Below are 22,594 nucleotides of genomic sequence, written 5' to 3'. Positions count from 1 at the left end.
GTACTTATTAACGTCCGGCCGGCGGTTAATAAGTACTCACGGGCCTAGGGCACCACGCGGTACCGCAGCATCATGTCGTGGTCCTCGTGGTCGAGCATGTGGCAGTGCCACACGTAACCCTGCAGGGGACGCGAAGCCTGCTCCATGTGGCCGTGTCCGCCTTCGGAGTGATCCATCGTGTGCGCCGACATCCCGAACGTGGCATCCGGGTCGAAGCCGAGTTCGTCCGCGGTCGGGAACCGGACGATGATCCGGGTGATCGAGTTCGCGTCCGCGATCACCGTGTCCTTGAACCCCGACTCCCACACCTGCGGCGCGAGGTTCGGCCCGAGAGCAAACGGGTCCGCCGACGGCGTCCACCGCATCCCGACGGCAGGCACCGGGACGGCCTGCATCAGGGCGTTCGTGTCGATCGACTGCCGTCCGACCACCCGGAACGTCACCAGATGCAGGTGGATCGGATGCGGTTCCGGCGTGACATTGACGATGTTCCACTGCTCGACGGTGCCCTGCCGGGGCATCTCGATGTCGTCGGTGGTGTAGCGCAGGTTGTTCAGCGACATCAGCGGGGACGGCTGACCGGGGCCCTGCGCGAGCTGCATCACCGACACGTTGCGTACGACCGATGGCGGCGCGACGGGCGGGAGGACGGTGAGACCACGGCTTCCGCCCCGAAGCGTCTCCGGAACGCCACCGGTGAACCCGGCAGCGGTTCCGACCCGGAACCGGCAGAACCGCGGCATGATCTGCACCCCGCGCTGCGCGACCTGCGCGGGGATCGGCTCGTCGTTGCGCAGTTCCACCGTCGTGCCGGGTGCGAGGGTTCCGAAGTCGACGAGGAGGTCCACCCGCTCGCCGGGTCCGAGCCGGACGTGGTCGGTGGCGACCGGCGCGTCGAGCAGCCCGCCCTCGGCGCCGATCACCCAGAACCTCATCCGGTTCTCGAAGAACAGATTCCACACGCTGAACGATGCGGCATTCACCATCCGCAGGCGGTACAGGCCCCGCGCCACCGACATCTCCGGCCACACCTTGCCGTTGACCACCCCCACGTCACCGGGTGTGGCGGCCTCCCAGCTGCCCTGCGGATTCAGCGGGTTGGAACGGACGCTCTGCCGTCCGTCGTCGGTGAAGTTCTTGTCCTGCAACACCAGCGGGAGTTCGAATTCGCCCGACGGCAGCCCGAGCGGGTTGCCGCTCCGACCGGTGTCGTACTCGTCGCGCAGCAGGTACATGCCCGCCAGCCCGGCGTAGATGTTGAGCCGGGTGACGCCCATCGCGTGGTCGTGATACCAGAGCGCGCAGGCTTCCTGCCGGTTCGGGAACTCGTGCACCATCCCCTGCCCGGGCCGCATCGTGTCCTCGGGGTGCCCGTCGAACTCGGGGGGCGTCCGACCACCGTGCAAGTGCAATGACGTCGGCACCTGGGTGCGGTCCTGCTCGCTCACGCCGTGGATCCGCGGGTCGACGTCGGCGGCGAGGGGGTTGCTCGCGATGTCGTTGCGGTAGGTCAGTGAGGTCCGCTCGCCGACGTGGGCTTCGATCGTCGGGCCGAGGTAGTCCATGCCGCCGTAGCCGAGGGCCGGCGACGCGGGCAGATCGGGATGGAACACGTGCGTCGTGCTGCTCGCGTGCACCTCGACGGCGCTCCCACCCATCATCGGCAACGGCGGCAACTGTTCCCGGAACGGCTGGAGCGGCGGCGAGGAGAAGACGAACGGCCGCAACGGATCGATCCCGAACGGGTAGGCGCTCGCCGATCCCACCCCGACGGCCCCGAGCCCGGCCGTCAGCGCCAATCCACGCACGAACGACCTACGCGGAATCCGTCGATCCATTCGGAGGAGCCCCCTGCACGGTGAGAACAGCATTGCGAATCGAGTAGCCGACGGTACCGCAACCGTTGCCCCTCTCACCGGGTTTACGGGGCGTCTCTTCGCGCAGCGACCACCGTCATGCCAGTCTGACTCCATGACCGGTGCAGCTCCGAAGAACATGGCATGGATCCCCGGGGGCACCTTCTGGATGGGCTCGGAGGACTTCTACCCCGAGGAACGCCCCGTTCACCAGGTGACCGTCGACGGATTCTGGATGGACGCGCACCAGGTCACCGTGGCCGAATTCCGGCGGTTCGTGAAGGACACCGGCCACGTCACGACCGCCGAGATCGCACCCGATCCCGCGCAGTACCCGGGCGCGGATCCCGCTCTGCTCGTGCCCGGTTCGCTCGTGTTCACCCCGACACCGGGGCCCGTCCCGCTCGACGACTACACCCGCTGGTGGTCGTTCACGCCGGGAGCCGATTGGCGCCACCCGGAGGGTCCGGGCAGCAACGTCGGCGGACGCGAACGCCATCCCGTCACGCACGTGTCGTGGTTCGACGCCCGCGCCTACGCGGAATGGGCAGGCAAGGACCTGCCGACCGAGGCCGAATGGGAGTTCGCCGCCCGCGGCGGGCTGGACCGGAAGCCGTTTGTCTGGGGCGAGGAGCACGAACCGGGCGGCAGGCCCGGCGGCAACGTCTGGCAGGGACGGTTCCCGTGGGAGAACCTCCTCGAGGACGGCTTCGCCGGGACGTCGCCGGTCGGCCATTTCCGGCCCAACAGTTACGAACTCAGCGACATGGCCGGCAACGTGTGGGAATGGACCACCGACTACTTCACCGCCGATCACTCCGCGAGCGGGAAGAACGTCGCGCCCGCCAATTCCTGCTGCATTCCCACCAACCCGCGAGTCGAGACGGCGCGCGTCGAGAATCCCGACGAGCCCTATGCGCGCCGCGTGATCAAGGGCGGCTCGCACCTCTGCGCGCCCAACTACTGCCTGCGCTACCGACCCGCCGCCCGGCAGGGCGACACCGAGGAGACGTCGACCTGCCACATCGGGTTCCGGTGCATCATCCGCCCGTGACGGTCTTTCTCACCTCACGGGGATGAAGACGCGCCGCGTCCACTGCGGTTGAGTCGGTGGTGTGCGGTCCACCAAATTGTCTGTGGCGCTGGCCCGGGAAGCGCTGGCCGCGCGGACCGAAACGGCCAACGGCTGGTTGCAGGGCACACCACCCGGCCGCACGGTTCGTCGCGTCATCGACGGGCTGATCGCGATCGAACTCGTCGACCGGTCGATGACGCTCGCCGCCAGGATCTTCACGTCGGTGCTGCCCGTGATGATTGCGGCATCGACGCTGAGCAGTTGGAACGTGACCGCACGCACCATCAAGACCCAGTTCGGCTTCGACCCCACGGAACTGACGACCACGTCCGGCACCGTCGACACCACCAACCCCTCCTTCGCCGCGTTCGGGGTCGTCGGTCTGCTGATGATCGCGATCAGCGGCACGTCCTTCGCGAGGGCCCTCGCCCGGATCTACGGAAAGATCTGGAACGTCCCGTCGATCACCCTCCGAGACGCCTGGCGGTGGCTCGTCGTCCTGTTCGCCGTTGCGATGTCGGGGACGGCGATCGGCCTGGCCGCCGAGCTCACGACCGTCCGGTTCATCGGGCCACCTCTCGCAGTCGCCGTGGAGTTCGCGGTGTGGATGGCCGTGTGGACCCTCAGTCCGTACCTGTTGACGATGGGCACCCTCAAGGGTCGCGTGCTCTGGGCGACGGGGGCGCTGACCGCCGCCGCGCTCACCGCTCTCCACGTCGGCGGACGTCTCGTCCTGCCCCGGATCACCGCCGCCGCGCAACACCAGTTCGGACCGCTCGGCCTGGTGTTCACCGCGATCAGCTGGCTGTTCGTCCTGTCGGTCGTGATCGTGGGGTCCGCGGTGATCGTCAAGGCCATCGCGCTCGACGAAGGCTACGTCGGGCAATATCTGCGCGGACCTGCCCCCGCGCTGGACTCACCCGCACACGACGACGCGGCCTGACGGACGCCCCGCGGGGCCACGTCGTCGTACGCGTATGAGCCGAGACCGCCGAAGTGTGGTCGACCGGTGGCCACTTCGTCGGTGGTGCTGTGGTGCGGTCAGGCGTTGTCGCCCAACAGGGTCGTGCGGACGTGCCGCAGATGCACGCGCATCGCGGTGCGGGCGCTGTCCGGGTCCCGGTCGGCGATGGCTTCGACGATGTCCTCGTGCTCGCCGCAGTATTCGCGATGTAACTCCGGGTTGAAGGTGCGTTTCTTCAGGCCACCCCAGATCGGTTGTTGACGGCTGTCGATGAGGAGTTGGCTGACCCCGATCAGGACGATGTTGTGGGTGGCGAGCGCGAAGCTGTGGTGCAGCGCGGTGTCCCATCGTTCGAACTCTTCCGAAGATCGGGCGCCGTCGCCGCCGCGCAGGCAGCGCCGCATTTCTTCGATGTCGTCACGGGTCGCTGCGGCGACGGCGAGTGGGAGCAGTTCCGGTTCGAGGATGAGCCGCGAGCTCATGATTTCGCTGGGGCTGGGATGATTCGCCGTCTCCGCGGCCGCGGATTCACTGGGGGCGAGGAACGTGCCCCGGCCGACGTAACGCACCACTGTTCCACGGTTTTCGAGGTCCTCGAGTACAGACCGGACCACGGCACGGCTGACACCGGCCTCGGCGGCGAGTTCCCGCTCGGTCGGCAGCTTGTCGCCCGGGCCTAACTGCCGCTCGGCGACGACGGCTTCGATGTGCCGCAGAGCGGCAGCCGTAGGTCCCACAGCCAGGGTCACAACAACTCCTCTCGACGAACCAATTCGAACCAATTATAGGGGCTTGGTCAACAGCTCCCCTGCCAGCAATCGGAAAAATCACGTGTTGACGATCACACCAGCCTCGACCTATCGTAACCAATACGAACCGCAACCCGTTTTGGTTCACATTGGTTTCACAGGAGGTCTCATGCGCTTCGCGCGGATTCAAGGTAAGAACGGCGCGGTCGTCTGCGCCGTGGACGCGAACGGAGCTGCACTGCCCGTGCAGTTCGGTGACACCGGTGCCCCAGTGCGCGAGCTGCAGGAGATCATCGCCGGCGGCCGGGCCGCACTCGGCCGGCTGAGCACCAGCACCCCTGCCGAAGGCGGAAAGCTGCTCGCCCCCATCACCCCGCACCGCAACGTGTTCTGCGTCGGGCGGAACTACTCCGAGCACGCCGCCGAGTTCGCCGAGAGCGGGTTCGACGCGACCGGCTCCGCGGACGGTCAGCACGTGCCCCAGTACCCGGTGGTCTTCACCAAGCCCGCCGCCACGGTCATCGCCTGCGGCGATCCGGTCGACCCGCACACCGACATCACCTCGGCCCTGGACTATGAGGGCGAGATCGGCATCATCATCGGCAAGCGCGCCTCCAAGGTCAGCCGCGACGACGCGATGGATTACGTGTGGGGCTACACCCTCATCAACGACGTCACCGCCCGTGACCTGCAGCGCGACCACAAGCAGTGGTTCATCGGCAAGTCCCTCGACACGTTCTGCCCGCTCGGCCCCTGGGCCGTCACCGCGGACGAGATCGACATCAACGACCTGCAGCTGCAGACCCGGGTCAACGGCGAGCTCCGCCAGGACACCAACACCGCCCAGCTCATCTTCGACGTGCCCACCATCATCGAGACGCTCTCGGCCGGCATCACCCTCGAACCCGGTGACGTGATCGCCACCGGCACCCCGGTCGGCGTCGGCATCGGCTTCGACCCGCCGAAGTACCTCGTCGAGGGCGACGAGGTCATCGTCTCCGCACCCGGCCTCGGCGAGCTGCGCAACACCATCGGCATCCCGGCCGCTGCGGACCACCTCACCCCGGTCGGCACCAGCGAGCTGTTCGTCGAGAAGACCGGCAGCGGACCCGCGGTCGTGCTGATCCACGGCCTCGGCGGTGCGACCACCGTGTTCGAGCCGCAGATCGCGACGCTCGCCGAAACCCACACCGTGCTGCGCTACGACCTGTCCGGTCACGGCCGCTCCCCATTCGCCGGTCCCGCGAGCATCGACAACTGGGTCGAGGAGTTGCGCGAGTTGCTCGACGCGGAGGGCATCGAGCAGACCGCCCTGGTCGCGCACTCGATGGGCACCCTGGTCGCGAACACGTTCGCCGCCAAGTACCCGCAGCGTGTCAGCAAGGTCGCGCTCCTCGGGGCGGTCCGCGCTCAGCCGGAGGCAGCCAAAACCGCCACCCGCGCCCGCGCCCGCACCGTCCGCGAAGGCGGTATGTCCGCCGTCGCCGACACCGTCGTCGCAGCGGCGCTGTCGCAGGAAACGCACAGCACCCGCCCGACGTCGGTGGCCCTGGTCCGCGAGCTGCTGCTCGGCCAGAACCCCGAGGGCTACGCGAGCGCCTGCGAGGCACTCGCCGCCGCCGTCGAACCCGACTTCGCGTCGATCGAGGTCCCGGTTCTGCTGCTCACCGGCGACGAGGACAAGGTCAGTCCGGTCGCGGTCAACGACGAACTGCTCTCGATCTACCCCACCGCCCAGAAGCACGTGCTCGACGGGGTGGGCCACTGGCACTCCCTCGAAGATCCCAGTGCTGTCACCAACCGGCTCCAGGAATTCCTGAACAAGCCCTGAGCTTCTCCGAAGAAAGGAGTGGCGACAATGACGTCAGCCAACACCCCCGATCAGTCCATCCTTTTCACCAACGTTCGGATTTTCGACTCCACCGGCTCCGACCCGTACGAGGGTGAAGTGCTGGTCGAAGGCGAACGCATTGCCGAGGTCCGCAAGGGCACAGGAGATCTGCCTCGCGAAGGCGCGAGGGTCATCGACGGCCAGGGCAAGTTCCTGATGTCGGGTCTGTGTGATGCTCACACCCACTTCTCCTGGGTCAACTCCGCAGACCTGCCCGGTCTCGGGACCATGGGCGTCGAGGAACACACGTTGCTGTGTGCCCGCTCGGCGCAGACCTACATCGATTCCGGCTACACCATGTGCCTCGGTGCCGCGGCCGCCAAGCCGCGACTGGATGTGGTCATCCGCAACGCCATCAACGCCGGCCAGATCCCCGGACCCCGCTACCTGGCGAACTGTCAGGAAATCGCGGTCACCGGCGGCGCCCTGGTCAAGGGCATCACCGCCTTCGCCGACGGTCCCGAGGAGATGCGCAAGGCCGTCCGGCGCAACGTCGACCTGGGCGCGGACCTGGTGAAGCTGAGCATGTCCGGTGAGGAGATCACCGGAAACCAGCACGCCGAGGACAACTACTTCTCGGACGAGGAAACCCTCGCCGCGGTCACCGAGGCGCACCGCCGCGGACTGCGGGTGTGCTCCCACGCCAGGTCCGGGGAGAGCGTGAAGATGTCGCTGCGCAACGGCGTCGACATCATCTACCACGCCTCCTTCACCGACGAGGAGGGTCTGGACATGCTCGAAGAGCAGAAGGACCGCATCTTCGTCGCACCCGGGCTGAATTGGCTGGTCGCCACCCTGCACGACGCCGAAGCGTTCGGGTATCCCCCCGAGGCCGCCGAAGCTGCCGGATACCAGCACGAACTCGACTGTGCGATCGACAATCTGAAGAAGATGAAGGAACGCGGCATCCGGGTGCTGCCCGGCGGCGACTACGGCTTCGCCTGGACCCCGCACGGCACTTACGCCCGCGACCTGCAGCACTTCGTCGAACTACTCGAGTTCTCCCCGAAGGACACGCTGCTCTCGGCCACCGCACTCGGCGGGCAGATCATGCGGATGCCCGACGACCTCGGGCAGGTCAAGGCCGGGTTCTACGCGGACATGATCCTCATCGACGGTGACCCGCTCGAAGACATCACCATCCTTCAGGACCAGTCCAAGATCGTGGGCATCATGAAGAACGGTGCCTTCCACAAGGACCCGGGCTCCGGACAGTCCGCGCGCCCGTCCGAGCTCAGCGAAACCCACCGCGGCACCCCCATCCCCGCGTAGGAAATCGCTGACCGTCGGCGGTCGGCGGGGTGGGGAGCGTGGCGCACCCACCCCTCCGGCCGGCCACGGACAACCACGTCCGCCGACACCTCATTGCCCGCGGCGGACCGTCACCCGGCTCCCTCTCCCTCCTGAGGAGAAACCACCGTGCCGCAGTCGACTCTCCAGCAGGCCAAGCTCACCGCCGTCACCGAATTCTGGGACTGGCAACTCCACGAACGATGCCGCGCCGTCGGTTCGGCCACCTTCTCCGCGCGCCGGGACCAAGAATCCCCGCAACCGCTCGGCCCCGCACCGCTCTTCGGAGTTATACGTTGCGCCGCCGATCGGCCGCACGCACCCGCGTTGACCCTCACTCCCACGGCGAAGTCCGCGCTTGTCAGAACAAGCCGCCGAATCCCTTACCGAGGACGACGGCCCCCATCACGAGTAGCAGCACGCTCATCACCGCGGCGTTGTTGGACTGGAGCCAGACCTTGAGGTTGTCGAGGGTCCCACGCATCTTGTCGGCTGCGACGGCGTAGGCGATGACCGGGACGAGGACGGTCGATCCGGCCAGCACCGTGTACACGATCAGCGCCACCACCTGCTCGCCGCCGCTCACCCCGGCCGTACCGATCCCGACGCCCGCGGACACGCAGAGCAGCAGGTTCTTGGGATTGATTGCCGCCAGCGCAAATCCGAGACCGGTGGATTTCACGAAGTTCAGGTCGTCGATGGCCTGCATCCACTTCGGCGGCTCCGCGTGGGCATTGCGGCTTCTCCACTGCCGCCCCGCGAGCAGGAGCAGCAGCACACCGAGAACCACCTTCACCCACGACGCGGTCGCCGACGGACCGTCGGAGCCGGACGTGTCGATGCTGCCGGCGAGGAGCATGAAGATGCCCGTAGCAACAAGAATCCCCAGGATCCAGCCGACGCCGAAGCCCGCGCTCGCACCGCCCGCACGCTTCGACAGCAGCATCAGGATGACGGCGATGATCGGTATCGGCGAGATCGCGACACCCACTGCGAGCGGTAACAGTTCTCCGATGACTGAGCCCATGTCCGAACCGTAGGTTCGGGGCGCCGTCTCCGCCTCGCACGTGCCGGGTGAACCCAGGTGAGTGGCAAAGTGTGCTCGGGTACGCGGTGCCACCTTGGGTTCGTGCGGTGATCGCAACACCACTGATCAAAGGGTGTTGCACATGGCGAAATATTCTCATCGGATGGTTCCGGAGATCTTTCAGACGTTCTGGTCGGGGATGGCGGCGGGTGAGTTCATCACGGGCGCGGCCGAGGCGGCCGGCTCGTATCGCAAACAGGGTGCTCGGTGGCTTGCGGCCTGTGGTGGGGTGCGTCCCCGGCGTGGCCGCAACCTCAAGGGCCGGTGTTTGACGTTCGCGGAGCGGGAAGAGATCGCCATCGGCATCGCCGCAGGTCACACGCTTCGTGAGATCGCGAAAGCCTTGAACCGGAGTCCGTCGACGATCTCACGCGAGATCGCCCGCAATTGTGAGCCGTCCGGGCGGTACCGAGCCAGATCGGCTCACGCAGCCGCCTACCATCGGGCCTCGCGGCCCAAGCCGTCCAAGCTCGCCATCAATCCGTCGCTGCGCGAGACGGTCGAGAAATCCCTGACCGAGCGCCACTCACCCGAGCAGATCGCGGGCCGCCTCCGACTCGATTTCCCCGACGATCCACAGATGCGGGTGAGCACCGAGACCATCTACCAATCGCTCTACCAACCCTCCCGCGGCGGACTCGAACACACCCTCACTCGATCGTTGCGGACCGGACGTGGGCTGCGCCGACCCAGTCGGAAGGCCGGCCAGCGCAAGAATCGGATCCCCGATATGGCCAACATCGCGGACCGCCCCAAAGACGTGAAAGACCGTGCAGTACCGGGACATTGGGAGGGTGATCTCATTGTCGGCAAACGGAATCTGAGCGCGATCGGCACACTCGTCGAACGTTCGACCGGCACCGTCATGCTCGTTCATCTGCCCGACGGATACAAGCCCGAGCAGACCGCGCCCGCGTTGACCGAACAGCTCGAGACGCTGCCCACGAGCCTGCGCCGGACCCTGACGTGGGACCAGGGTTCGGAGATGCGGGACTGGAAGAGCGTCAGCGCGGCCACCGGGATCGACATCTACTTCTGTGATCCACACGCACCCTGGCAGCGCGGGACCAACGAGAATACGAACGGCATTCTCCGTCAGTACTTCCCCAAAGGTTCGGACCTGAGTGTGCACTCGAAAGCAGACCTGGAGTGGGTCTCACGGCAACTCAATGAGCGCCCCCGGAAACGGCTAGAATTTCGCACACCCATCGAAGAGATGGAACGACTGCTGTTGCGATGACCGCCAGAATCCGCCCACTCACCTGGGGGACAGCACGCGCGCCGCGAACGCCAGGGACTCCGGCATTGAGGCCATCAGTGATTCGCGGTGATCCTCGGCGGCGAGTTGCTGATATTCGACGTTCACCCCGCGCTGCTGCATCTCGGCGAGTTGCGCCCACGTCAACGGAATCGGCACCGACGTGTCGGACAGACTGTGCACCACCCGCAGGGGGCGGTCGAACCCGTCGACGGGCACCTGCTGCATCTCCCGGAACAGCGCCCGGAACTGCTCGTTCCACAGGGGCGCCGCGAACAGGTCCCCGACCGAAGCGGGATGGGCGAGCAGGTACCGGCCGAGTTCCCGGCTGCACGTCACCTTCGCCAGCTCCATCAATTCGATTCCCTTCGGCGACAGATACCGCCGAATGTCGACCTCCGGACGCTGGTCGTCGATGCCGGCGAGGGTCAGCAACGCGTAGTTCACGATTCCGGTTGTCGGCAGCGCCGGAATCGCGGGACCCGCGGCCGGGAAGAGCTGTTCGAGGTGTGTCGGCGCGGCCACCGCGACGGCGCCGCGAAAGTCGAGCGCGGGTGCCCGGGCGGAGGCCCCGCGGGCAGCGAAGTAGGTCGCGTGCCCGCCCTGCGACAGTCCCGTGACGATCCACCGGTCACTGAGCACGTCCCCGTAGACGTCGTGGGCGGCCAGGACGATGTCGACGGCGTTCGCGGCGGCGGCAGGGCCGTCGAGGTAGGCATTGACACCGGGCGTGCCGATTCCCGCGTAATCCGTTGCTGCGATGGCATACCCGGCGGCCAGCCACTGCTCGATCGCGGGCAGTTCGACGTAGTTGAACCCGGCGACGGACGGCGCGCACTGGTCGGCGACCCCGACCGTGCCGTGCGCGTAGGACACCACCGGCCAGCCGCCGTCGGGGGGATCGCCACGGGGAAGGAAGATCGATCCGGTCGACTCACCGGTCGCGGTCGCGGTGCGCAGGGTCGAGTAGCGGACCCGGACGCTGTCGCCTGCCTGGCCGGGGACCGCGGCGGGTGGAAGTTCTTCCTGCGACAGCAGGATTCCCGGCTGCGCGGACGCCTCGCTCACACCGGTGAGCAGCAACAGAATCGCCGCCACCGCAGCACCGACGACTCTCATCGGCTCAGTATCCACCCGCACAAACAGACGTGAGTGGCAAAGCGTGCGGAAGCACACTTTGCCACTCACGTGGGGGAGATCAGACCAACAGTTCGGCGATCTGAATGGTGTTGAGGGCGGCACCCTTACGCAGGTTGTCGCCGGACACGAACAGTGCCAGACCGCGGCCCTCCGGGACACCCGGATCCTGACGGATGCGCCCGACCAGCGACGGGTCGCTGCCCGCGGCCTGGAGCGGGGTGGGGACGTCCACCAACTGCACACCGGGAGCCTTCGACAGGAGCTCCTGCGCACGCTCCACCGACAGCGGACGCTCGAATTCGGCGTTGATCGACAGCGAGTGGCCCGTGATCACGGGGACGCGGACGCAAGTCCCCGACACCAGCAGGTCAGGCAGGCCGAGGATCTTGCGGCTCTCGTTGCGGAGCTTCTGGTCCTCGTCCGTCTCACCGCTGCCGTCGTCGACGATCGAGCCGGCCAGCGGCAGAACGTTGAACGCGATGGGTGCGACGTACTTGTTCGGGGCCGGGAAGTCGACGGCGCTGCCGTCGTGCACCAGCTTCTCCGCATCGTCGATGACGGCACGGGCCTGGCCCACCAGCTCCTCGACACCGGCGATGCCACTGCCCGACACGGCCTGGTAGCTCGACACGATGAGACGCTGCAGACCGGCCTCGTCGTGCAGAACCTTCAGCACCGGCATCGCGGCCATCGTGGTGCAGTTGGGGTTGGCGATGATGCCCTTCGGCGGGTTCTTCGCCTGCTCCGGGTTGACCTCGCTGACGACCAGCGGAACGTCGGGGTCCTTGCGGAACGCCGACGAGTTGTCGACGACCGTGGCGCCTGCCGCAGCGAACCGCGGGGCCTGCTCACGAGAGAGCGTCGCACCGGCCGAGAACAGGGCGATGTCGATGCCCTTCAGGTCCTCGTCGGACGTCGCGGACGCGTCCTCGACGACGATCTCCTCGCCGCGGAACGGCAGCTTCTTGCCCGCCGACCGCGCGGAAGCGAAGAACCGCACCTTGTCCGCGGGGAAGTTCCGTTCCTCGAGGAGGGTGCGCATGACGATGCCGACCTGTCCGGTGGCACCGACGACAGCGATGGTGGTCATGATCTACCGTCCCGTTCCTGCGTGCACGACGGCTTCTTCGTCGCCGCCGAGCCCGAATGCATCGTGGATCGCCTTCACGGCCTTGTCCAGCTCCACGTCCTTGACGAGCACCGAGATACGGATCTCGGACGTGGAGATGAGGTCGATGTTGACACCGGCCTTCGCGAGGGCCTCACAGAACGTCGCGGTGACGCCCGGGTGGCTCTTCATGCCGGCGCCGACGAGCGACACCTTGCCGATGTGGTCGTCGAACAGCACCTGCGTGAAGCCGATGTCGCCCTGCAGCTTCGTCAGCTTCTCGACGGCGCGCGGGCCGTCGGCGGTGGGCAAGGTGAACGTGATGTCGGTTTTGCCGGTCTCGACCTTCGAGATGTTCTGCAGCACCATGTCGATGTTGATCTCCGCCTCGGCCACCGCGCGGAAGACCTGCGCGGCGTAACCCGGGGTGTCGGGCAGGCCGACGACGGTGATCTTGGACTCGCCGCGATCGTGCGCGACTCCGGTGATGATTGCCTCTTCCACGGGGATGTCCTCCATCGATCCGGACACGATGGTGCCCGGCTTGGTCGTGTATGACGAACGGACGTGCACAGGCACGTTGTATCGGCGGGCGTACTCGACGCAGCGGAGCATGAGCACCTTCGCGCCGCACGCCGCGAGCTCGAGCATCTCCTCGAACGACACCGTCTCGAGACGCTGCGCGTCGGGAACGATGCGCGGGTCGGCGGTGAAGATGCCGTCGACGTCGGTGTAGATCTCGCAGACGTCGGCCTCGAGGGCCGCGGCGAGGGCCACCGCGGTGGTGTCCGAACCGCCGCGCCCGAGGGTCGTCACGTCCTTGCTGTCCTGGCTGACGCCCTGGAACCCGGCGACGAGGACGATCGAGCCCTCGTCGAGCGCATCCCGGACGCGGCCCGGTGTGACGTCGATGATCTTGGCGTTGCCGTGAGCACCGGTGGTGATGACGCCCGCCTGGGAGCCCGTGAACGAACGGGCCTCCGCACCGAGCGAATGAATTGCCATCGCGACGAGAGAATTGGAAATGCGCTCACCGGAGGTCAGCAGCATGTCCATTTCGCGGGCGGGTGGGGCTGGGCACACCTGCTGAGCCAGATCGAGCAGCTCATCAGTGGTGTCCCCCATCGCTGAAACCACGACGACGACATCGTTGCCGGCCTTCTTGGTCTCGACGATCCGTTCAGCCACTCGTCGGATTCTCTCGGCGGTTGCCACCGAGGATCCGCCGTACTTCTGGACGACGAGAGCCACGCGTTTCTACCTCCAGGTCGATGAATCTGTACTGGTCCAGCTGTCGAGCTTACCGGCGGAGTCCAATCTGATCCCGGGTGAGTCCGTTCGGACGCCTATCCGAACGCCGTGTTCGCGGCGTCCGCGACCCTCGCCACGGCCGCGCAGTTCGGCCCGTGAACAGTGACGACTGCACCGGCGTGACCGAGCCTGCGGGTGAACTCGTCGACGCCCGCTCCGGGCCGTGTGATGTCGATCGGCTCGCCCATCGGGCTCGTCCACCGGCATCGGTCGCCGACCGTCTCCGGCTCGGCGGGAACGGGTGGTCGGTTTTCCTTGACCGGCGACAGCGTGAACGACACGGTCACCTCACTCCCCGGCACCCGATTCGGGTTCGGAAACAGCACGCAGTCGAACGGGGTGGGCGGCGATTCCGGATCGACGACGCGTCCGCCCGCCGTGGCGCCCAGCACGTCGAGTACTTCGCACGGGTCGTGGACCGCGAGCGCCACCTGATGCGCGGACGTGGCGTCGCGAGCGGGCAGTCCCGACCGCATCCTGTCGATCGCCGAGTCCAGCACCGCGTCGGCGATCGGGCAGGCGTCCTGGCCGGCGACGGTTCCGGCGCGGACGGTCGCCAGCTGCCCTTCCACCTGTTCCCGGTCGGTTCCGAGGTTCAGCCGGAAGACGCGCTCACACGTCCCGCGCATCTGGTCGGCGCCCGCACCGCGGTAGACGGTCACCCCGTCGACCGTCTCCGGCCGGGTCAGCGCCGCGTCGGGCAGCATCGACGGCAGCAGGGACAACTCCACGTAGGTGGTCGCGCCGCCGGGCCCGGCCATCAACGCCGAACACACCGGCAGTTGCACGGCGGTCCCGTACTGCTGGACTGTTCCGGCGCCCCGCACCGCGGCCACGTCGAGCAGTCCGCACGGATCGGCGTCGCGGAGCGCGTTCTCGACGTGGATGTGCCGTTGCTGCCCGGTGCTCAGTTCCTGCAGCGGAGACGCCCCCGCAGTCCCCGACACGCTGTGCGCGCACCCGGACGTGATCACGGCGCACAGGAGCGCCGCGGCAACTTTCTTCACTCGATCCCCCCTCGAATCGGCACGAACCCTACCGCCGATTCGGGATCATCGGAGGGCGAAGGGGACGCCGTGAACAGAGCAGCCGAGTTCCCCCGGTCCGGATCGGATTCGCGACCTGTTCTGCGCGCGCTTCGCCGCCGGCCGCCGTTGCGACTGGGGCTCGTCCAGCTCGGCTATCTGTTCGGCGGTTTCCTCCTCGGCCTCGCGCTCCCCACCCTCGACATCGGTCCCCGGACGAGCGGCACCAGCGTGGCCACCCTGCTGTTCACTCTCGCCGGCGCCGTCATCACGCCGGCGAGCGTGGTGTTCTCGCTGCTGTTCCTGGTGGGTCAGTTCGGTGCCACGACGCTGACCCCGCGACTGACGCTGTTCCGCGACGACCCGCTGGTGTGGAACTCCTTCGGGATGTTCCTGGGCTTCTTCGTCTTCACGGCGGGCCTGGTCGTCAACCATCCGGTGGACCGGCACCGGCGGGATGCTGTGTCGGATCGACCTGCCGAAGCTGGCGCACCTCGTGCGAGGCGGATGTCCTCGTGCGGATGCGGGTCCGGGTGGGTGACGCCCTGATGCAGGCCATCGACTGCGTGGGAACTCTGCTGTCGAGGATCGGTCACCGACCCGCGATGGGAGAACTGCGCGTCGTCCTGCTCCTTCCCGACTGGGACGACTACGTGTCGGCGGCGTCGTACGACGTTCGCACTCAGATCAGTCCGATCACCTGCGCCCCCTGATCACCTGGTCTTCACGAAGGGCGGGATCTCGAACGTTCCGTCGAACACCTCCGGCTTCGGGCTGTACATCCGGAGCAGCGGCCGGAACCCGACTGCCGGTGTCGGCAGCCAGTTGGCGCGGGCCACCGGATCGGCCGGGGCGTCCGCGCTGAGTGTGATGGTCAGCGAACCGTCGTCCGCGAACACCAGTCCCGGCGTGCGGTCACCGATCGAGTAACGGTCGATCGGATTGTCGACGAGGTAGAAGTCCGGGAGGTCGTACATGGTGATCGACCAGAACGCGTCGACCGGTGGGGTCGGCGCAAACGTGAGTGTGTAGGTGTGCTCGCCGGACAGTTCGTTGCCTTCGCTGTCGTGGTAGATCGGTGCGTATGCGGCTTCGTAACCATGGTTTCCCCACAGCCCCGCCATCGCGGCGCCGGCCCGCAGTCCCAGCGCCTTCGAGCGGTCCTCGATCCGCCACTCGGGTGAGTCGAGGGTGCCGATCTCGAAGAAGTCGTCGTTGTAATCGAAGGCGTGGTACATCAACTGCCAGCCGTTGACCACCTCGCTTCCTGCACCCGATTTCAGTGCGGCGACCAGTGATTGGCGCCCGGCCTCGGCACCAGCGGTGAGCACGGATGCGAGGTCCGGCGGCGCTTCGAGGTACGGCGACTGCCCCGTCTCGAGCAACCCGAGCGGGGCGAACGCCTGCTGCGCGACGAGGTCCTGCGCGGCGGGCGGGTACGCCTGCGAGTACACCCGCAGCTTCTCCCAGAACTGAAGTTCCTCGGGGACATTCGGGTCGGGTACCGGCAGGCCCTCCGCCGGGTCCTGGTCGCAGACGGGTTCCAACGTGAGGGCCGACTGCAATCCCTTCACCCGCTCCAGGTCGGCCTCGCCGTCGCAGGCCCAGCGGCCGATGACGGTGCCCACCGCGGTGGGGAACGCGATCTGCGTCGCGCCGTCGGGGACCTCACCGGACCACCCGGGACCGGTCAGCAGGTAACGGCCGGCCGCCGTTCCCGTCGCGCGTTTGCCGACGTACGCGAAGTTGTCGGTCCACGCATCGACGAATTGCAGCACGTAGTACGCCCCACCGGCGTCCGGGACTCGCAGCAACTGCGGTCCGTGGCCGAGGTCGATCTGGGCGATCGAATAGATGGTGTCGTTGTTGACCGAGACGAACGTGTCCTGCGGCCCGGCGAGTGTGCGGGCGTGGCTGAACTTGTTGAAGGGTCCCGCGTCGAGGCTCCCCATCCCCTCCGACACGAAGCGGTTCACCTGGTCGAGGTCGAACACCAGCGGAAAACCGTACACCCACGCCTTCGCGGCGAGTTCCTGCAATCCTGCGCTCACTACTGTCTCCTGTTCCGTACGGCTCCGCCGCCCGTGCGTGGTCTGCGAGTCCAGAGACTCGTCAACCACTCACGGGTGCGGAGCGCCTACTGTGGGTCCGGTTCCGCGAGAGCCTCTCGCACGGTCGGGTAGAGGCCGACGGGGGTCGCGTCCGAACCCGAGGTTCGAATCGTGTCGCGGAACTGCCCGATGTCCCGCGCCACACGAAGCTCGATTCCACTGCGTGCGAGCACATCCCGCAACTGCACGAGCATCTGCGCGGCACTGACGTCGACGAACGGCGACGTCTCGGCGTCGATTACCACCACTCGCGTGTCGTCGGTGCACAGGTCCTCGATGCGGTCCTTGACGTGATCGGCGTTCGCGAAGAACAGTCCAGCCTCGACGCGCACCACGACCACGTGCGGGGTGGTCGGGAGGTCGGGGTGACGCTCGGCGTCCACCCACAGCGACCCTTCCTTCGCCAGCGCCGCGACGTGGGGACGGGACGAGCGGTAGAGCAACAACAGCATGGAGACCCCGATGCCGATGACGAGTCCGGGCAGGGTGTCGAACACGAGCACGCCCACCATGGCGGCGAGGGCGGCTGCGAAATCGGCGCGCGCGGCGTATCCGTAGATGCTGCCGAGCCTTTCGGTCCACACCCCGTAGAGCCGGCGCAGCGCGGAGATGTCGACGAGTTCGATGACGGCGGCGATGACCACCGCCGCCAGCGTCGCCTCGGGAAGTTTCTCGAACAGTCCGGTGAGGAACAGCAGGGTCACCACGGTGAGGACCGCGACAAGGAGACCGCTGACCTGCGACTTGGCGCCGGCCCCGCCGTTGACCGCCGTCTTGGAGAGACTGCCGTTCACCACCATCCCCGAGCACAGCCCGGAGCCGAGATTGGCGACGCCGAGGCCGAGGAGTTCCCGGTTTGGGTCCACCTCGTAGCCCTCTTTCGCGGCGTACGTCTTCGCGGCACCGAGCCCTTCCGCGAACCCGATGAGCAGCACGCCCACTGCGGGCCCGAGAAGGTCGACGTAGTCGTCGAATCCGACACCGCCCGGCAATCCCACCGACGGCAGACCGGAGTCGATGTGACCGACGATGTCGACACCTCTACCGTCCAAACCGAACACGGCGACCGCGGCGATACCGAGGAGGACGGCCAGCAGCGAACCGGGCACGAGCGGCAGCCACCGTGTGAATCCGAGCACCACGACGAGACTGAGCACACCGACGACGAATGTGCCCCAGTCGACGTCGCCCAGCTGGGTGATGACCCCCCAGGCCTGTTCGAAGAAGTTGCCGTGCTCCTTCTCCACTCCCAACAGGGCAGGCACCTGCCCGGCGATGATGGTCAGAGCCAGCCCGACGATGAAGCCCTTCAGCACCGGCTCCGAGATGAACGCCGCGATGAAGCCCATACGCAGGAGCCCCGCGAGCAGCCCGGCGATGCCGGTGGCGATTGCCAGCACCGCTGTCAGGGCGGCGTATTTGCCACCGTCCGCCCCGGCGAGCGGCGCGACGATCGCGGCCGACAGGGCGGCCGTCGCCGACATCGGCCCGACCACCAGATGCCGGGAACTGCCTGCCGCGGCGTAGAGGACCAGGGCCGGTATCGCCGCGTACAGACCGACGACAGGGGGAACTCCCGCGATGGTCGCGTAGGCCAGGGCCTCCGGGACCAGCACGGCCCACACGGTCAGGCCCGCGATGACGTCGGGCCTGACCCACCCTTTCCGATACTCCTGCAGCGAGCCGAATACCGGCCAAGTGCCGGTCGCGGAGCTCACCACGTCGTCATCGTCCTAGTCCCTGGCGGTATCCCAGGTGGTGACCGCCCAGATCACGACGACATCGAGCGCGATGATCAGGATCGACCACAGCGGGTAGTAGGGCAGCCAGAGGAAGTTCGCGAGGATCGACAGCGCGGCGATGCAGACGGCCACGACACGGGCCCAGGTGGCGCCCGTCATGAGGCCGATCGCGCTGATGACCAGAACGACGCCGAGAAGGATGTGGATCCATCCCCATGCGGTGGTGTCGAACTGGTAGGTGTACTGGACACCGATGACCAGCAGGTTGTCGGAGGCGACCGCGGCGATGCCCTGGAAGAAGGAGATCACGCCGACGGTCAGCAGTAATATCGCCGCTGCCAGCGACGTTCCCGCGGCAAAGCCCTGTTTGACAGGGCTGGTGGTCCTGGACTCCGGATTTGTCGTCATGTCCATGCCCTTCTCGAAAGGATGTGCTCGAACAGTGGAATCGTGCGGCTTCGCGATGGCATCGGCATCATCCGCGCCGGGTGATCCTCATCTGCAACGGATGATGTGTCGTCGCCGGTCGGGTGCAACAGTCGATTCGGGGCATCCCGGTTGGCCGATTGTTGCGAAGGGACACGCGATGACCGATCCGCAGGACGTATCCGGCGCGGCGCCGGATTCTCAGTGGTCGATGCCGCGGGGTCTGATCGTGATCCTCGGCCTGGCCGCACTCGTCGTCACCGTGGCCGGCATACAGGTGGCCGCGTCGATAGTCGGCCCGATCTTTCTCGCTCTCATGCTGACCGTCGCGGTTCACCCGCTGCCCGAATGGCTTCACCGAAAGGGTCTCCCGACCTGGCTCGCCACGATCGCGGCGATCCTGGTCGTCAACAGCATCATTCTCGTCCTCGTGCTGTCGCTGGCCTTGTCGGTTGCCCAACTCGCCACGCTCCTACCGGAGTACGCGGACGACTTCACCGCCCTCATCGATGACGCCCAGAGTTTCCTGAACAGCAACGGCGTGAACTCGACCGATTCCCAGACCCTGCTCTCCCAGGTGGATTACGGCAAGGTCTTCGGCTTCGTGGAGGGGATCCTGCAGTCGATGCTGGGCATCTTCTCGAATCTTCTGTTCGTCCTCGCCCTTCTGCTCTTCATGGCCGTCGACGGAAGTTCCTACGGTGCGCGGATGCGGATCGTCACGCAGATGCGTCCCGACATCGCCACCGCTCTCACGTCGTTCTCGGCCGGCACCCGCACGTACCTGATCGTGTCCACGGTCTTCGGGCTGATCGTCGCCGTCATCGACACGGGGGCACTGTGGGCGCTGGGAATTCCGCTGCCGATCCTGTGGGGACTGCTGTCGTTCATCACCAACTACATCCCGAACGTCGGGTTCATCCTGGGGCTGGTTCCGCCGGCCCTGCTCGCGCTGCTCCAGGGCGGTCCGGGACTGATGCTGACGGTCATCGTCGTGTACAGCGTCATCAACGTCATCATCCAGTCGGTGATCCAGCCGAAGTTCGTCGGTGACGCGGTGGGCCTGTCCGTGACGTTCACGTTCCTGTCGCTGGTGTTCTGGGCGTGGATCCTCGGGCCGCTCGGCGCGATCCTGGCAATCCCGCTGTCGTTGATGGCGAAGGCGCTGCTGATCGACATCGACCCGTCCACGCGGTGGGTGAACACGATCCTCAGCAGCGCTCCCACTCCCCCTGCACCGGTTCCTGCCCCCTCCCCACCGCGACACGAGAAGGAAGAATCATGACACCCGATTTCTCGGACACCACCGATTTCGAGGACGCCGACCGCGGTTTCGTCGACCGCCTCGACCCCTGCACCGTCACGAGTGGGGACGGTCGCGTGGTGTGGGACATGCAGGAGTATTCGTTCCTGAACGGTGACTGCCCGGACACCGCCCACCCGAGCCTGTGGCGTCAGTCGCAACTGTGCGCGAAGAACGGTCTGTACGAAGTCACCGAGGGCATCTACCAGCTACGCGGAATCGACCTGTCCAACATGACGATCGTCGAGGGCGAGACTGGCGTCCTGGTGATCGACCCGCTGATCTCGCAGGAAACGGCGGCCGCCGCGCTCGCGCTGTACCGGAAAAACCGTGGCGACCGGCCCGTCACCGGAGTCATCTATACGCACTCCCACATCGATCACTTCGGTGGCGTCGTCGGCGTTCTCCCGGACGGTCGCGGCGACGTCCCGATCCTCGCCCCCGAAGGTTTCCTCGAACACGCGGTATCCGAGAACGTCTATGCCGGAACGGCAATGGGCCGGCGCGCCACCTACATGTACGGACCGCTGCTCCCCAAGGGCCCGCGCGGGCACCTCGGGGCGGGGCTCGGAACGAACACCTCGGCGGGTCGGCCCGGACTGATCCCCCCGACCGTCGACATCACCCACACCGGCCAGGAGGAGACCGTCGACGGCATCCGGATCGTCTTTCAGGTGACGCCGGGAACGGAGGCGCCCGCCGAGATGAACTTCCTGTTCCCCGACCACCGGGCACTGTGTATGGCGGAGAACGCCACCCACAATCTGCACAATCTCCTCACGCTGCGGGGCGCGCTGGTCCGGGACCCCCGCGCCTGGTCGCGGTACCTCGACCAGGCGATCGAGATGTTCGACAGCGGCTACGACGTCGCATTCGCCTCCCACCACTGGCCGACGTGGGGTCGCGACCGGGTGGTGACATTCCTGTCGCAGCAGCGCGACCTGTACCAGTACCTGCACGACCAGACCCTGCGGATGCTCAACACCGGGATGACGGGAACCGAGATCGCCGAGGACTTCCCGCTTCCGCCTGCCCTCGAATCCGCCTGGCACGCACGCGGTTACTACGGCTCGGTGAGCCACAACGTAAAAGCGATCTACCAGCGGTACATGGGCTGGTTCGACGGCAACCCGACGTCGCTGTGGCAGCACCCGCCGGAGAACGTCGCGACACGGTACGTCGAGTGCATGGGCGGCCAGAGCGAGGTCCGGGCCAAGGCTCAACGGTATTTCGACGACGGCGACTTCCGGTTCGCCGCCGAACTCTCGAAGCATGCGGTGTTCGCCGACCCGTCGGACAGCGACGCGAAAGAACTGCTTGCCCGCACGTACGAACAACTCGGATTCGGTGCGGAGAACGCGACGTGGCGCAACTTCTACCTCACGGGCGCACTCGAACTGCGCGGCGGCATCGTCGCCCCGCCGCTCAGCGACCTCGGCGCAGACATGCTGAGCGCCCTGACGATCGAGCAGATCTTCGACTCCGTCGCCCTCCGCATCAATGGCCCACGTGCCTGGGACAAGTCCCTCGTCGCGGAGTGGCACTTCACCGAACCCGAAGCGCACTACCGGACGTCGCTGTCCAACGGTGCGCTCATCCAGACGGTCGCGCCGAGGACCACGACGCAACCGGACGTCTCCTTGACCCTGACGAAGATGCAGTTGCTCGGACTGTTCGCCGGCAAGGGGCTGGAGGGCATCGAGGTGACGGGTGACCCGTCGAAACTCCTGGTCCTCACGGAACTCCTCGACGCACCCGACAGCGCGTTCCCGATCGTCACGCCGTAGGCGATGAGCCGCCACAGGCCACGTTCCCCGGCGACGGCGAAACCGGCCTCCGAGCTTCCGAACCCGTGTTCCTCGGCGATCGATACCGCGGCGTCGGCGGGGCGCGTGCCAGGGCGCCCTCCGCAGCGATGTCGGCGACCATGGCCTGCACCGCCTGGAACTTGCCCACCGCGCGACCGAACTGTGCGCGCGCCGAGGTGTGTTCGACGACGAGGGTCAGGACGCGTTCCATGGTTCCCGGCCATCGCAAGCGCCCGGGCCGGTGCGCCGCGGCGGCGGAACTCGGTCACCACGTCCGCCGGCACCGGTGTGCCCTGCTGTGCGGACAGGTCGACCCGGACGTGATCCCGCGGCATCGACGCGAGATTGGCCGCCTCCGTCACCTCGAGGTCCGAGCGGGCGAATTCGGCGACCCGCCACGTTCCGTCCGCCTCCCACAGCCCCACCAGCGCATCCGCCGAGCGTGCCCAC

Annotated in this window: 20 protein-coding genes; 9 read left to right on the top strand and 11 right to left on the bottom strand. The window is 67.0% G+C overall.

Features of this window, described 5'->3' with window-relative positions:
• Positions 1 to 44 precede the first annotated feature (44 nt).
• Positions 45 to 1,871, bottom strand: a complete 1,827-nt coding sequence (locus tag RHA1_RS20925; RefSeq protein WP_041811810.1) for a multicopper oxidase family protein — start codon at positions 1,869 to 1,871, stop codon at positions 45 to 47.
• Between the two features lie 100 nt (positions 1,872 to 1,971).
• Here RHA1_RS20925 and RHA1_RS20920 point away from each other — a divergent pair, with 100 nt between their 5' ends.
• Both RHA1_RS20920 and RHA1_RS20915 read left to right on the top strand, forming a co-directional pair.
• Entirely contained in the window at positions 1,972 to 2,910 is a 939-nt protein-coding gene (locus tag RHA1_RS20920) for a formylglycine-generating enzyme family protein (protein WP_011596746.1), read from the top strand.
• A gap of 61 nt (positions 2,911 to 2,971) precedes the next feature.
• Positions 2,972 to 3,874: a hypothetical protein gene (locus RHA1_RS20915; RefSeq protein ID WP_009477356.1), complete on the top strand. Its 903-nt coding sequence runs from the start codon at positions 2,972 to 2,974 to the stop codon at positions 3,872 to 3,874.
• A gap of 98 nt (positions 3,875 to 3,972) precedes the next feature.
• On the opposite strand, the gene RHA1_RS20910 is transcribed toward RHA1_RS20915, so the two are convergent.
• Entirely contained in the window at positions 3,973 to 4,644 is a 672-nt protein-coding gene (locus RHA1_RS20910) for a FadR/GntR family transcriptional regulator (protein ID WP_009477355.1), read from the bottom strand.
• A gap of 169 nt (positions 4,645 to 4,813) precedes the next feature.
• Between RHA1_RS20910 and RHA1_RS20905 the strand changes: the two genes are divergently transcribed.
• Both RHA1_RS20905 and RHA1_RS20900 read left to right on the top strand, forming a co-directional pair.
• Positions 4,814 to 6,475: a bifunctional fumarylacetoacetate hydrolase/alpha/beta hydrolase family protein gene (locus RHA1_RS20905; RefSeq protein ID WP_011596745.1), complete on the top strand. Its 1,662-nt coding sequence runs from the start codon at positions 4,814 to 4,816 to the stop codon at positions 6,473 to 6,475.
• Between the two features lie 27 nt (positions 6,476 to 6,502).
• Positions 6,503 to 7,807 carry a metal-dependent hydrolase family protein gene (locus tag RHA1_RS20900; RefSeq protein WP_011596744.1) on the top strand — a complete coding sequence of 435 codons (1,305 nt, stop codon included), beginning with the start codon at positions 6,503 to 6,505 and terminating at the stop codon, positions 7,805 to 7,807.
• Positions 7,808 to 8,186: 379 nt separating this feature from the next.
• Here RHA1_RS20900 and RHA1_RS20895 read toward each other — a convergent pair whose 3' ends face one another.
• Positions 8,187 to 8,852 (bottom strand): GAP family protein, encoded by a 666-nt coding sequence (locus RHA1_RS20895; RefSeq protein ID WP_041811807.1) that lies wholly within the window; start codon positions 8,850 to 8,852, stop codon positions 8,187 to 8,189.
• Between the two features lie 142 nt (positions 8,853 to 8,994).
• Between RHA1_RS20895 and RHA1_RS20890 the strand changes: the two genes are divergently transcribed.
• The gene (locus RHA1_RS20890) at positions 8,995 to 10,152 is read left to right on the top strand and encodes an IS30 family transposase (RefSeq protein ID WP_011596741.1); all 1,158 of its coding nucleotides are present in this window, start codon (positions 8,995 to 8,997) and stop codon (positions 10,150 to 10,152) included.
• An 18-nt stretch (positions 10,153 to 10,170) separates the two neighbouring features.
• Here RHA1_RS20890 and RHA1_RS20885 read toward each other — a convergent pair whose 3' ends face one another.
• From RHA1_RS20885 to RHA1_RS20870, 4 genes are all read right to left on the bottom strand, one after another.
• Positions 10,171 to 11,289, bottom strand: coding sequence for an alpha/beta hydrolase family protein (locus RHA1_RS20885; protein ID WP_011596740.1), 1,119 nt, complete (start codon positions 11,287 to 11,289; stop codon positions 10,171 to 10,173).
• Positions 11,290 to 11,368: 79 nt separating this feature from the next.
• Entirely contained in the window at positions 11,369 to 12,400 is a 1,032-nt protein-coding gene (locus RHA1_RS20880) for an aspartate-semialdehyde dehydrogenase (RefSeq protein WP_011596739.1), read from the bottom strand.
• A 3-nt stretch (positions 12,401 to 12,403) separates the two neighbouring features.
• Positions 12,404 to 13,669 carry an aspartate kinase gene (locus tag RHA1_RS20875; RefSeq protein ID WP_009477349.1) on the bottom strand — a complete coding sequence of 422 codons (1,266 nt, stop codon included), beginning with the start codon at positions 13,667 to 13,669 and terminating at the stop codon, positions 12,404 to 12,406.
• Between the two features lie 95 nt (positions 13,670 to 13,764).
• Positions 13,765 to 14,736, bottom strand: a complete 972-nt coding sequence (locus tag RHA1_RS20870) for a hypothetical protein (RefSeq protein WP_011596738.1) — start codon at positions 14,734 to 14,736, stop codon at positions 13,765 to 13,767.
• A 69-nt stretch (positions 14,737 to 14,805) separates the two neighbouring features.
• Between RHA1_RS20870 and RHA1_RS20865 the strand changes: the two genes are divergently transcribed.
• Both RHA1_RS20865 and RHA1_RS20860 read left to right on the top strand, forming a co-directional pair.
• The gene (locus RHA1_RS20865) at positions 14,806 to 15,303 is read left to right on the top strand and encodes a DUF2254 family protein (RefSeq protein ID WP_011596737.1); all 498 of its coding nucleotides are present in this window, start codon (positions 14,806 to 14,808) and stop codon (positions 15,301 to 15,303) included.
• The gene (locus tag RHA1_RS20860; protein ID WP_167540949.1) at positions 15,288 to 15,467 is read left to right on the top strand and encodes a DUF2254 domain-containing protein; all 180 of its coding nucleotides are present in this window, start codon (positions 15,288 to 15,290) and stop codon (positions 15,465 to 15,467) included. Before RHA1_RS20865 ends, RHA1_RS20860 begins: the two co-directional genes overlap by 16 nt.
• Here the strand turns inward: RHA1_RS20860 and RHA1_RS20855 are convergent, their stop codons facing one another.
• The 3 genes from RHA1_RS20855 to RHA1_RS20845 form a co-directional block, all read right to left on the bottom strand.
• On the bottom strand, positions 15,468 to 16,805 hold the full coding sequence (locus RHA1_RS20855; protein ID WP_011596736.1) for a DUF1254 domain-containing protein: 1,338 nt from the start codon (positions 16,803 to 16,805) through the stop codon (positions 15,468 to 15,470).
• Between the two features lie 86 nt (positions 16,806 to 16,891).
• Complete coding sequence (locus RHA1_RS20850; RefSeq protein ID WP_011596735.1) at positions 16,892 to 18,586, bottom strand: SulP family inorganic anion transporter; 1,695 nt, start codon at positions 18,584 to 18,586, stop codon at positions 16,892 to 16,894.
• A gap of 12 nt (positions 18,587 to 18,598) precedes the next feature.
• The gene (locus RHA1_RS20845) at positions 18,599 to 19,021 is read right to left on the bottom strand and encodes a DUF7144 family membrane protein (protein WP_009477342.1); all 423 of its coding nucleotides are present in this window, start codon (positions 19,019 to 19,021) and stop codon (positions 18,599 to 18,601) included.
• 172 nt (positions 19,022 to 19,193) lie between these two features.
• Between RHA1_RS20845 and RHA1_RS20840 the strand changes: the two genes are divergently transcribed.
• Entirely contained in the window at positions 19,194 to 20,318 is a 1,125-nt protein-coding gene (locus RHA1_RS20840; RefSeq protein ID WP_016884503.1) for an AI-2E family transporter, read from the top strand.
• Positions 20,315 to 22,123: an alkyl/aryl-sulfatase gene (locus RHA1_RS20835; RefSeq protein ID WP_011596733.1), complete on the top strand. Its 1,809-nt coding sequence runs from the start codon at positions 20,315 to 20,317 to the stop codon at positions 22,121 to 22,123. Before RHA1_RS20840 ends, RHA1_RS20835 begins: the two co-directional genes overlap by 4 nt.
• Here the strand turns inward: RHA1_RS20835 and RHA1_RS46280 are convergent.
• Positions 22,113 to 22,355 (bottom strand): acyl-CoA dehydrogenase family protein, encoded by a 243-nt coding sequence (locus RHA1_RS46280; RefSeq protein WP_237726935.1) that lies wholly within the window; start codon positions 22,353 to 22,355, stop codon positions 22,113 to 22,115. The genes RHA1_RS20835 and RHA1_RS46280 overlap by 11 nt on opposite strands.
• Between the last annotated feature and the right edge of the window lie 239 nt (positions 22,356 to 22,594).

This window comes from Rhodococcus jostii RHA1 (genome assembly GCF_000014565.1).
Classification (GTDB): Bacteria; Actinomycetota; Actinomycetes; order Mycobacteriales; family Mycobacteriaceae; genus Rhodococcus_F; species Rhodococcus_F jostii_A.
Note: the sequence above shows the minus strand (reverse complement) of the source record. Positions and strands in the feature narration are given on the sequence as shown.

Coding starts and splice junctions, on each gene's coding strand:
- RHA1_RS20895 (WP_041811807.1), bottom strand. CDS start 8,852: ATGGGCTCAGTCATCGGAGAACTGTTACCGCTCGCAGTGGGTGTCGCG.
- RHA1_RS20890 (WP_011596741.1), top strand. CDS start 8,995: ATGGCGAAATATTCTCATCGGATGGTTCCGGAGATCTTTCAGACGTTC.
- RHA1_RS46280 (WP_237726935.1), bottom strand. CDS start 22,355: ATGGAACGCGTCCTGACCCTCGTCGTCGAACACACCTCGGCGCGCGCA.
- RHA1_RS20835 (WP_011596733.1), top strand. CDS start 20,315: ATGACACCCGATTTCTCGGACACCACCGATTTCGAGGACGCCGACCGC.
- RHA1_RS20905 (WP_011596745.1), top strand. CDS start 4,814: ATGCGCTTCGCGCGGATTCAAGGTAAGAACGGCGCGGTCGTCTGCGCC.
- RHA1_RS20900 (WP_011596744.1), top strand. CDS start 6,503: ATGACGTCAGCCAACACCCCCGATCAGTCCATCCTTTTCACCAACGTT.
- RHA1_RS20840 (WP_016884503.1), top strand. CDS start 19,194: ATGACCGATCCGCAGGACGTATCCGGCGCGGCGCCGGATTCTCAGTGG.
- RHA1_RS20925 (WP_041811810.1), bottom strand. CDS start 1,871: ATGCTGTTCTCACCGTGCAGGGGGCTCCTCCGAATGGATCGACGGATT.
- RHA1_RS20885 (WP_011596740.1), bottom strand. CDS start 11,289: ATGAGAGTCGTCGGTGCTGCGGTGGCGGCGATTCTGTTGCTGCTCACC.
- RHA1_RS20845 (WP_009477342.1), bottom strand. CDS start 19,021: ATGGACATGACGACAAATCCGGAGTCCAGGACCACCAGCCCTGTCAAA.
- RHA1_RS20880 (WP_011596739.1), bottom strand. CDS start 12,400: ATGACCACCATCGCTGTCGTCGGTGCCACCGGACAGGTCGGCATCGTC.
- RHA1_RS20920 (WP_011596746.1), top strand. CDS start 1,972: ATGACCGGTGCAGCTCCGAAGAACATGGCATGGATCCCCGGGGGCACC.